This window comes from Aliiglaciecola lipolytica (assembly GCF_018860635.1).
Lineage (GTDB): Bacteria > Pseudomonadota > Gammaproteobacteria > Enterobacterales > Alteromonadaceae > Aliiglaciecola > Aliiglaciecola lipolytica_A.
The window spans coordinates 20,071-31,205 of sequence record NZ_JAHKPT010000036.1 but is presented as its reverse complement, the minus strand read 5'-3'; the positions used below and the strand labels follow the sequence as shown (position 1 = coordinate 31,205).

Genomic DNA, 11,135 nt, shown 5'->3' with positions numbered 1-11,135 from the left:
CTTTAGGCCATGGAAATGATTCAACAACCGCGGGGCTAAAGCACCTGCCTACAGATTAACAATCTTGTAGCATGGCCTTCAGGCCATGGAAACGATTTGACCGAGCGCGGGGCTAAAGCGCCCGTCCACAGATTAACAATCTTGTAGCCTGGCCTTTAGGCCATGAACCTGTTCGACTTGCTAAAAAACCTGTCGATTTCATCGCTAATTAGCCCAATTTCCTCCTAAACCTCTAAAAACTACAATTCTTTTATGGTTAACGCCGTATAAGTCTATTCTTTACTTGCTGATTTAAGGGTGCATTGGTAAAGTTAGCGGATCATTATGTCTATCTCCAACAGGGTGCGGTCTGTTCATGTTTAAAAAGCTTCGAGGAATGTTTTCAAACGATTTATCAATCGACCTCGGTACTGCAAATACGCTTATTTATGTTAAAGGTCAGGGAATCGTTTTGAACGAACCCTCAGTAGTTGCAATTCGTCAGGAACGCGCGGGCGGACCAAAAAGTGTTGCCGCAGTGGGTACTGCAGCAAAACAAATGCTTGGTAGAACGCCTGGAAACATTAAAGCTATTCGTCCAATGAAAGATGGCGTTATCGCTGATTTCTATGTGACCGAAAAAATGCTTCAACACTTTATTAAACAAGTGCATGACAATAACTTTCTCAAACCCAGCCCTCGGGTTCTGGTTTGCGTGCCTTGTGGTTCAACGCAAGTAGAACGCCGTGCGATTCGTGAATCTGCACTAGGTGCTGGCGCAAGAGACGTATACCTTATCGATGAGCCAATGGCCGCTGCAATTGGTTCAGGCTTGCCTGTATCTGAAGCAACAGGGTCTATGGTGGTCGATATCGGTGGTGGTACAACGGAAGTCGCGATCATTTCATTAAACGGTGTGGTGTATTCATCTTCAGTACGCATCGGTGGTGATAAGTTTGATGAAGCTATTATCAATTATATTCGTCGTAATTTTGGTTCACTCATAGGTGAAGCTACTGCTGAACGAATTAAACATGAAATTGGCGCTGCTTATCCCGGTGAAGAGGTACGTGAAATAGAAGTACGCGGTCGTAACTTGGCAGAAGGTGTACCTAGAGGATTCATGCTAAATAGCAATGAAATTTTAGAAGCCTTACAAGAACCACTTACCGGAATTGTTTCTGCAGTCATGGTTGCCCTTGAACAATCTCCTCCTGAACTGGCTTCTGATATTTCTGAACGTGGAATGGTATTGACTGGCGGTGGTGCATTGTTAAAAGATTTGGATCGCTTGCTAATGGAAGAAACTGGCATTCCTGTGGTGATCGCTGATGATCCGCTAACCTGTGTAGCTCGTGGCGGAGGTAAAGCGTTTGAGATGATCGATATTCATGGTGGTGACCTGTTTAGCTACGAATAGTCTGAATTAGGGATTATTTGTGCTAGACATCGTTCAATTATTACAAACATTATCAAACAGGTATTTAGCCTAAATGAATACCATGTTTACTAGAGGGCCATCACTTTTCAGTCGACTCGCGTTGGCCTTATTCGTTTCTGTTATCCTCATTTTTGTTGATCACAAATATGACGGTTTTGCTTCGGTAAAAGTCTATTTAAACTCTATTGTTAGCCCCCTTCAGTACATTGCCAGCTTACCTGGGCAAATGTTAAGTTCAGGGGCTGAAAAGTTTTCTACCCATAAAAAACTGCTCGAAGACAACCAGCAATTAACCCTGCAAGCGATGAAAATGTCTGAAAAGCTACAACGCTTCGATTTGTTAGCCGCAGAGAATGATCGTTTACGGGCATTACTTGGAGCGCCTGTTTCAGCCCCAATCCAGAAAATGGTAACCGAATTAATGGCGGTGGATAACAATCCATTTAGCTTACAAATTATCATTGATAAGGGAGCGATAAACGGGGTTTATGAAGGACAAACCGTACTGGATGACAAAGGTATTGTCGGGCAAATAATGGAAGTGGGTACTACCAATAGCCGAGTGTTGTTGTTGGCGGATATAACCCATGCTATTCCACTTCGAAACGCCCGTAATAATGTGCAGCTTATCGCCAGTGGGTCAGGGCAGTTTGATGAACTAATTTTGGAACATGTAGCCCACAGTGCTGATATTCAAGTAGGCGACTTACTCGTATCCTCAGGGTTAGGGAATATCTTTCCAGAAGGTTACCCGACCGCGACTATCACCTCCATCGTGCGTGATGAAAGTCGTCCATTTGCATTGGTTACAGCTACGCCCATAGCGCAGCTAGATAGATTGAGATATCTATTGTTGTTGTGGCCAGCAGATGCGCCAACACAACCTATAATGCCGCAATCTACGCCAACAGTGGAGGCCCAATGAAGCTGCGCAATTATGCAATTTTTCTGAGTATTATTATTGCGTTAATTTTGCAAATTGTTCCTATGCCTCTTACGGTTGAGCAATTTCGCCCTGATTGGGTTTTATTGGTGATGTCATATTGGGCATTAGCACTTCCGAATAGGGTTAATGTGGGAATGGCATTCATAGTCGGTCTGGTGTTAGATATTTTAATGGGAACCAGCCTAGGCGTGCATAGTTTTGCCTTGAGCATCAATATCTTTATTTTGGCGTCGAATTATCAACGTTTGCGAAATTACTCTTTGTGGCAGCAAGCGTTTATTATTGGAACTTTATCTGCGTTATATCACTTGGTCGTATTTTGGTTGCAACATCTACAGACTGATGTGAACTTCTTGTTTACCTACCTGTGGCCGGTTCTGACCTCTATGTTGATGTGGCCATGGATTTTTGGTCTGTTGCGTAAAGTCAGACGGCAATTCAGAATCACTTAAGGCCCCACATGTTATTGCTAGCATCTCAATCTCCGAGGCGAAAAGAGCTATTAAGTCAACTTGGCGTAAAATTTACTACACTAAATGTTGATATTGATGAAACTCAATTAGCAAACGAAGACTCTAATGATTATGTTATACGATTGGCTATTGAAAAAGCACAACAAGGTTGGCGTCAACATACGCAGGTGGATGGCGTTATAGGTGCTGATACTATTGTGGTTGTGGATAGTGGTAATCAAGAGCAAGTGTTAGGAAAGCCAGACAATTTTCAGCATGCTCGGCAGATGTGGCAGCAACTAAGTGATAGGCAACATAAAGTGAAGACCGCGGTTGCCCTAAAAAACCATTTAGGTACCGAACATTTTATAGTGGAAACTGCCGTTCGTTTCAAATTATTATCTGAAGCTGAAATGCAATGGTATTGGCAAACCGGTGAGCCGCAAGATAAGGCCGGAGCTTACGGAATACAGGGTTTCGCAGGGAATTTTGTAAAACATATCAATGGTAGTTATAGCGCAGTGGTTGGGTTACCTTTGTATGAGACCAGTGAATTAATTAAACAGGCAGGTATTAAGCTGTATGAGTGCTGAATTACTGATAAACGTAACCCCTTCTGAATCAAGAGTTGCTTTGATTGAGAATGGTATTTTGCAAGAAATTCATGTGGAACGTCACACCAAGCGCGGTTTGGTGGGGAATATCTATCGTGGCAAAGTGAGTCGGGTTTTACCTGGGATGCAGGCTGCTTTTGTGGATATTGGTTTAGATAAAGCCGCGTTTTTGCATGCCTCTGATATTGCCTTCCACAATGAAGTTAGCGACGAAATGTCGACTACCTCAATTGCTAAAAAAGACATTCGAGACTTGCTACGAGATGGTCAAGACATAGTCGTACAAGTGGTGAAAGATCCTATTGGTACTAAGGGGGCTAGGCTTACTACAGATATCACTATTCCTTCCCGTTATCTGGTTTTTATGCCCAGTGTTGACCATGTTGGGGTCTCGCAGCGTATTGAAGATGAGGCAGAGCGCGAACGGCTGAAATCTTTAGTACAGGAATATTGCAGTGATGATGGCGGATTTATCCTTCGTACGGCTGCCGAGGGTGTGCAAGAAAAAGAACTTATCTCAGACGCAGAATTTTTAAAACGTTTATGGGCGAAAATTCAATCGCGCATGAAAGGTCGAAAAGGTAATGTTTTATACGAAGATTTGCCCTTAGCAAGACGAGTATTGCGGGATTTCGTGGGTACACAATTAGACCGCATCAGAATCGACTCTAAATTATCATTTCAAGAGTTACAGCACTTTACCCAAGAATACGTTCCTGAGCTGAATAAATTGCTGGAATATTATCAGGGCGAACGCCCAATATTTGATTTGTATGATGTTGAAAATGAGGCGCAACGTTCATTGGAACGTCGTGTGGAATTGAAATCCGGTGGCTATTTGATCATCGATCAGACTGAAGCAATGACCACTATTGATATAAATACTGGTGCGTTTGTAGGGCACCGTAATCTCGAAGAAACCATTTTCAACACCAATATAGAAGCTACTCAAGCAATCGCCCGTCAACTTAGATTAAGAAATCTTGGTGGGATGATTCTAATCGACTTCATTGATATGAGCGACGAAGATCATAAACGTCGAGTAATGCACAGCTTAGAATCTGCCACCAGTAAAGATCGGGCTAAATCCAATATCCATGGATTTACCGCTTTAGGTTTAATCGAAATGACCCGTAAACGCACCCGTGAGAGTTTGGAGCATATATTGTGTGGCGAATGTCCAGTATGTAAGGGCAGAGGTTCAATTAAAACCGTAGAAACTATCTGTTTTGAAGTTATGCGCGAAATTGTGCGAGTTAACCGCGCTTATGACGCAGATAAATTTGTGGTTTATGCATCCCAAGCCGTCGCCGAAGCTTTAATGGGCGAAGAGTCCCATATGTTAGCTGAATTAGAGGTTTTTGTTTCTAAACAAATAAAGGTACAAACTGAATTGCTTTATAACCAAGACAAATTCGATGTGGTAATGATGTGAAACCCACTTCATTCTATGCCGCTTACGTAGTTAGAAAACTATGGACGCTAGCAGCTGTTCTGCTGGTGCTGGTGGCTGTGAGCCTAAGTGTTATCCGCTTTTCGTTGCCTTATATGGACGACCATAAGCACCGAATCGAATCTTGGCTAAGTAATCGTTATGGTATCAATCTAACTATTGGTCAACTCAGCGCAAATTGGGCCAAAAGTGGCCCTTCTTTGATACTCAAAGACATTAAACTTCAACAAGACGAACAATCTCCCATTGGTCTAGAAATTGAAGATACGCAAATCGAGATCGATTTTTGGGGCACCATAGTGGCCCGACAGATTCAATCCCGACGTTTTGAGTTAAGTGGCTTGGCGTTATCCGTTAATTTAGCGCGAATTCAAAGTTCAGAAAGCGAATTTCCAGTGGTTGATGCGCTGGAAGACTTATTTCTACAACAATTGCAGCGTTTTTCAATTAGTAATAGTGTGATTGATGTCACCACGCGCTACGATCAGCAATTAATTCAAATACAGCAATTGAGCTGGCTTAATAAAGACGACCGCCACCAAGGTTCAGGTTTATTGCGCGTGGTGGAGTTAGCCAATAATTCCACAACCTTTAGTCTCGATTTAGTCGGTAATAAAGATAATCTTAGTGGTACTTTTTACGCCCGCGGTGAAGAACTTGATATGTCACCTTGGCTAAACCAATTGATTCGTACCCAAAATCAGCTAACCCAAAGTAGGGGGAACTTTACATTTTGGGCTGAGTTGAAAGAAAATCGTATTGAAAACGTGCAAATGATGCTGAATAAAAGTGAGTTTTCATGGACCTCACCGGAAAGTCAGGTTGATGCCGCGATAGTTGGCGGAAGTATTCGTGGTGTGCCGGATGAACAGGGTTGGTTAATTAATATCGACGACCTGATTCTAGAATCTCGTCAACAAAGTTTATTAACCAGTTGGACGGGGCACATTGGCCGCAATGGGCTGACTCATTTCCAAACGACTACTCCGGTCAATATCCGTACCTTGTTGCCTGTATTGCCATTGGCATTTGATAAGGAAGCAATTGACTTCATCGAACAACTCAAACCCAATGCGCGAATTGATGATTTAGCCATTGTCTTCGGTAAGCAATTTTCAGCCAGCGCTAATTTCTCTAAAGTTAGCTGGAATCAAGTGGATGGGGTACCTGGAGTGACTAACGTTGCTGGCAGTTTTAGGATGTTTGATAACCTCGCTAAATTGTCTATTTCTGGTGCTGAAGGAGAGTTTTTAGCAGACAATACGTTAGACAAAAATCTCAGTTATCAATCTATCGATTTTGATGTTTTCCTCGATTGGCAACCGCGAGGAGTGGTGGTTGATATACCCAACTTCTCATTACAAGGTAGCGATTTAAACTTAGATCTGCAGATGGCCTTTGATAGCAAGGACAAACAACTGGATTTAATCGCTAATATCGGTGAGCTGAGCGTTGAACAGGCTAAAAATTTATTTCCTGATCACTACATGGGACCTGAAACTAAAGCGTACTTACAGGGGGCAATGCGTAGCGGAGAGTTAGCTTCTACAAACGTGCTTTGGCAAGGTTCGCTTAGCCAATTTCCGTTCGAAAATCACCAAGGTATATTTCAGATAAGTATTGACGTCAACGACAGCGAATTTAAGTTTGCACCTGACTGGCCAGCATTAACCGATTTGGATGTGGATTTACTATTTGAAAACAAAAGCCTGGCAATGTTAGCTCATAAAGGCAAATTGAAAAATGTCGCCCTATCTCAGTTATCGGCAGAAATTCCAGAGCTAAGCAATGGAGCCGTGCTAAATATTGACGCTAACGTGAGTGCACAAAGTGCGGATGTAAACGAACTAATATTAGACAGTTTTTTGGCTAACAGTTTAGGCACTGTTTTAACCGAAGGCGTTAATGTTAGTGGAAAACTTCAAACCAAGTTAGATCTGCATATCCCCTTGTCAGGCAATAACGTTATGGCTAAAGGCCGAGTATCTTTGAACGGCAACCCAGTCTATTTACCTAGCCTTAATTTGAATTTTAAAAACATGGTGGGTGAGGTTTCATTTGCCAATGAAAAGGTTAATTTTAATGGTCTTGAGGGGGAATTGTTTGAGCAAAAAATCACTGCAAATTTCGACGGCTATTCGGATCCAAATGGGGCTTACAAAGCAGATATAGAAATTCAAGGTGATTGGGAGTTACAGCCGTTATTGCGGGATCACCAGCCGAGCATGAATAAGTATCTAGCTGGACATAGTGCGTGGCAAGCAAATACGCAACTAACTTTACATAAAGACACCTATGCTTATGAATTTGAGTTGGTGAGTAATTTACAAGGGGTGACATCAAGTTTACCTGCACCATTTAGCAAAAGCAGCGAGCAAGAAAAGCAGTTGTTCGTGACTGGGAACGGCGATAATCAAGCTTCTAATTTTAGTCTATCTCTCGGCGATTCTATTTCCTTTGAGGGGGTTCTACCCCATGAAACAATGCAGTTTTCTCGTGCGCATTTATCTATCGGCGAGAGTGAAACTTTGGCAATGGGGCTGGGGTTTAGTATCTCGGCAAAAGTAAAAGACACTGATTTTGACGCTTGGTATCAAGCTATTTCAACCTTAATAAGTGATTTACCAAGTGGCAATGACCGTCCTATATTAACTGCGCCTCAACGAGTTTATGTCAATGCCGAAACCATGATTGTAGCAGGACAAAAAATCAATCAATTAGAGTTAGTGGCCAAGCACTCTAGCGATGACTGGTTACTGGAGTTCAATGCGGATCAGATTCGAGCCAAAGTCACCTTATATGATGATTGGTTGAACCGCGGTGTTGATATAAAAGCTGATTTTATTGATTTAGCTCAGTGGCATGAAGGTGAGGAAAGTGCCATATCGCAAGCCCCGATGCTGCAAAATTTACCGCCCGTTAGTTTCGATTGTAAGAGCTGCAAATTGTTTGGTAATGATTTAGGAAAAGTCGATTTTTCACTATCTAGAGCCCCCACAGGTATGCAAATTGACAATCTGAGGTTTAATAACAGCAATGGTATTTTATATGCTAGCGGTGACTGGTTTATTAGTGAACAAGGTTCAAGTACCGACTTAAAAGGTGAACTCAGCAGTCCTGATTTTGGTGCTTTACTCAAAGGTTTTGGTTTTGATTCGGGGATTAAAGACTCTAAAGCAAACTTTAAGTTTAATTTAAACTGGCAAGATGCCCCTCACAAGTTTTCGTTATCAAGCCTCGGGGGTAACATTGATTGGCGATTAACTGACGGTTATTTATCTGATGTGAGTGATAAAGGCTCTCGTATTTTTAGTATATTGAGTCTGCAATCGTTAGTTAGAAAGTTGAGTTTGGACTTCAGAGATGTATTTGCAAAAGGGTTTTTCTACGACAAAATGGGTGGCTCCATGCAAATAGTCGACGGCAAAGCGGAAACCCAAGACGTGGTAATCGACGGTGCTGCAGGGGAAATGTTAATTGCAGGTTACACTGACTTATCCACGAAGGAGTTGAATTACCGCATTGAGTTTACGCCGAACGTGACGTCAAGTTTACCCTTGTTAGTCTATTGGATGGTAAATCCTGCTACCGCGATTGCGGCGCTGGCGATTGATCAAGTTCTCACCGAGGCCAAAGTCATCTCCAATGTGAAATATTCAGTAACCGGTACTTTGGATGAACCGATACTGACAGAGTTGGATAGAAAAAGTAAAGAAGTTGCGTTACCCGCAAGAAATACGCCCATAGAACTCGATGATGAAGATATTCCTCCTCAGGTTCTTCCCGATGAGAGAGTTAATTTGCAAATCAATGATACGAGAGGATAGTAATGGCCAATTTAGTCGCATGTCAGTTAGTTTCAAGTCCGGATGTATCGGTCAATCTACAACACGTTGAACAATATATTGCTCAGCAGCAACCCGGTGACTTAATTGTATTGCCGGAATGTTTCGCGTGTTTTGGGGCTGGTGATGCTGCGTTATTGTTAATTGCGGAGGAGCTTGGAGAAGGTGCTATTCAAGAAGCTTTGTCGGCAATGGCTAAAAAATACAAAGTTTGGTTAGTTGCCGGAACTATGCCAATTACTACTTCGAAATCAGGTAAATATACAGCGACCTGCCTAATTTTTGATGATACTGGGCGACGTGTAGATGATTATCAAAAAATCCATTTGTTTGATGTCCAAGTTGAAGATGGCACCCGCAATTATCTTGAATCCAAATATACCCAAGCTGGTGACAAACTTGTTGTAGTTGATTCACCTTTCGGCAAAATTGGTGTGGCTGTATGTTATGATATCCGATTTGCTGCCATGTTTGTCGCTATGGGCGAGATTGACGTATTAGTGTTACCCAGCGCTTTCACCCGCGCAACGGGGAGAGCTCATTGGGAGCCTCTATTAAAAGCCAGAGCCATAGAAAAACAATGTTATTTGGTTGCAGCTAATCAAGGCGGTATCCATGCCAACGGTCGCGAGACTTACGGACATTCTTGCGTGATTTCTCCTTGGGGGGAAATCTTATCTGAGATAGAAACAGGCAGTGGCGCAGTCAGTGCTAAGTTTGATCCCAGCGAAATCAGTAGAATTCGCACTAACATGCCAGTTCAGCAACATAATCAATTCAGGAGTTACCTTGTCTAATTTGGTCGAAGAAAATTTATTATATGCAGCAGATTTAGATCCCAATAAGGTCGTATCCGCCTTAAATCTGATTTGTCAGCATCAAAATGATTTTGCCGATATTTATTTTCAATCTAGTCAGCATGAAAGTTGGGTATTGGAAGACGGAATAATTAAAGACGGTAGCTATAATATTGAAAAAGGCGTAGGTGTGCGCGCAGTTAGCGGTGAAAAAACCGGTTTCGCCTACTCTGATGATATTAGCCAAGAAGCGTTGACTAAAGCGGCAAAAGCATCTCGCAGCATCGCAAGTACTGGAGGTAGTTTCAATGTTGCTGCCAGCGCACCCAAACAATCATCTGCAAGGTATTTTGCTGAGAATCCCATCCTTGGTATGCAAGAACATCAAAAAATCACCTTATTACAGGATGTTGATAAATATATTCGAGATAACGAGCCCTTAGCTACCCAAGTGGTTGTGAGCATTAGTGGGGTGTATGAAGAAGTATTAATTGCTGCTACAGATGGCACTTTTACTACCGACATACGGCCACTTATTCGACTTAATTGTTCTATCTTAATTGAAAACAATGGAAGAAGAGAGCGCGGCAGTGCCGGTATGGGTGGACGTTATGGATACCAATATTTCTTACAATCTGATGGGGATAAAACGCGTTATCAAGTACTAGCTGATGAAGCAATCCACATGGCCAGAGTAAATATGCAGGCAATTGATGCCCCCGCAGGTTTGATGCCTGTTGTTTTGGGAGCTGGCTGGCCGGGCGTATTATTGCACGAAGCTGTAGGGCACGGTTTAGAAGGTGATTTTAATCGTAAGGGTGCTTCAACTTTTAGTGGAAAAATGGGACAACAAGTCGCCGCTAAAGGGGTAACTGTAGTTGACGATGGAACTTTGGCTGACCGCCGTGGTTCATTATCTGTTGATGATGAAGGTACACCAACACAACGAAATGTTTTGATTGAAGACGGTGTTTTAACCGGGTATATGCAAGACAAATTAAATGCTAGATTGATGGGTGTTAATCCTACAGGAAACGGACGTAGAGAGTCCTATGCTCATCTTCCTATGCCGCGAATGACGAATACCTTTATGTTAGAGGGGCAATATAGCCCTGAAGAGATTATTAGTAGTATCGACAAAGGGGTTTATGCGCCTAACTTTGGTGGTGGGCAGGTAGATATCACATCGGGTAAGTTTGTTTTCTCGACCTCAGAAGCATATTTGATTGAAAATGGCAAAATTACCACTCCAATCAAAGGCGCAACGCTAATTGGCAATGGCCCTGAAGTAATGCAAAAAATTTCGATGATAGGTAATAATTTGAGCCTAGACAAAGGCGTTGGTGTGTGTGGTAAAGACGGACAAAGCGTGCCGGTAGGCGTTGGTCAGCCCACCCTCAAAGTCGACGAATTAACCGTAGGCGGAACCGCCCTATAACATGGGCTCCAATCAATCTAGCGGGCTGTTGTAGAATGGGCTTCAGGCCATGGAATGATCAATCAATCTAGCGGGCTGTTGTAGCATGGCCTTCAGGCCATGGAAGGTTCAGTCAATCTAGCGGGCTCTGTAGCATGGCCTTCAGGCCATGGAATGATCCATATCTTGCG

The 11,135-nt window shown here is 42.7% G+C and carries 8 protein-coding genes; all 8 read left to right on the top strand.

Features of this window, described 5'->3' with window-relative positions; all coding sequences use genetic code 11:
* Positions 1-355 precede the first annotated feature (355 nt).
* The 8 genes from KO530_RS21185 to tldD all read left to right on the top strand — a co-directional run bounded on the left by KO530_RS21185 (position 356) and on the right by tldD (position 10,965).
* Positions 356-1,399 (top strand): rod shape-determining protein, encoded by a 1,044-nt coding sequence (locus KO530_RS21185; protein WP_008843593.1) that lies wholly within the window; start codon positions 356-358, stop codon positions 1,397-1,399.
* 73 nt (positions 1,400-1,472) lie between these two features.
* Positions 1,473-2,345, top strand: a complete 873-nt coding sequence (gene mreC, locus KO530_RS21180; protein ID WP_216050467.1) for a rod shape-determining protein MreC — start codon at positions 1,473-1,475, stop codon at positions 2,343-2,345.
* On the top strand, positions 2,342-2,818 hold the full coding sequence (mreD, locus tag KO530_RS21175; protein ID WP_216050466.1) for a rod shape-determining protein MreD: 477 nt from the start codon (positions 2,342-2,344) through the stop codon (positions 2,816-2,818). The genes mreC and mreD overlap by 4 nt, the downstream gene beginning before the upstream one ends.
* Positions 2,819-2,826: 8 nt before the next feature.
* A complete protein-coding gene (locus KO530_RS21170) occupies positions 2,827-3,411 on the top strand; it encodes a Maf family protein (RefSeq protein ID WP_216050465.1) in 585 nt (194 codons plus the stop codon).
* The gene (gene rng / locus KO530_RS21165; protein ID WP_216050464.1) at positions 3,401-4,867 is read left to right on the top strand and encodes a ribonuclease G; all 1,467 of its coding nucleotides are present in this window, start codon (positions 3,401-3,403) and stop codon (positions 4,865-4,867) included. Before KO530_RS21170 ends, rng begins: the two co-directional genes overlap by 11 nt.
* Positions 4,864-8,712: a YhdP family protein gene (locus KO530_RS21160; RefSeq protein WP_216050463.1), complete on the top strand. Its 3,849-nt coding sequence runs from the start codon at positions 4,864-4,866 to the stop codon at positions 8,710-8,712. The genes rng and KO530_RS21160 overlap by 4 nt, the downstream gene beginning before the upstream one ends.
* Before the next feature lie 2 nt (positions 8,713-8,714).
* Positions 8,715-9,527 (top strand): carbon-nitrogen hydrolase family protein, encoded by an 813-nt coding sequence (locus KO530_RS21155; protein WP_216050462.1) that lies wholly within the window; start codon positions 8,715-8,717, stop codon positions 9,525-9,527.
* Positions 9,520-10,965 carry a metalloprotease TldD gene (gene tldD / locus KO530_RS21150; RefSeq protein ID WP_216050461.1) on the top strand — a complete coding sequence of 482 codons (1,446 nt, stop codon included), beginning with the start codon at positions 9,520-9,522 and terminating at the stop codon, positions 10,963-10,965. Before KO530_RS21155 ends, tldD begins: the two co-directional genes overlap by 8 nt.
* Positions 10,966-11,135: the final 170 nt, after the last annotated feature.

Excerpts from the sequence above, each read along its gene's own strand:
- mreD (WP_216050466.1), top strand. The coding sequence starts at position 2,342 with ATGAAGCTGCGCAATTATGCAATTTTTCTGAGTATTATTATTGCGTTA.
- rng (WP_216050464.1), top strand. The coding sequence starts at position 3,401 with ATGAGTGCTGAATTACTGATAAACGTAACCCCTTCTGAATCAAGAGTT.
- mreC (WP_216050467.1), top strand. The coding sequence starts at position 1,473 with ATGAATACCATGTTTACTAGAGGGCCATCACTTTTCAGTCGACTCGCG.
- KO530_RS21170 (WP_216050465.1), top strand. The coding sequence starts at position 2,827 with ATGTTATTGCTAGCATCTCAATCTCCGAGGCGAAAAGAGCTATTAAGT.
- KO530_RS21155 (WP_216050462.1), top strand. The coding sequence starts at position 8,715 with ATGGCCAATTTAGTCGCATGTCAGTTAGTTTCAAGTCCGGATGTATCG.
- KO530_RS21185 (WP_008843593.1), top strand. The coding sequence starts at position 356 with ATGTTTAAAAAGCTTCGAGGAATGTTTTCAAACGATTTATCAATCGAC.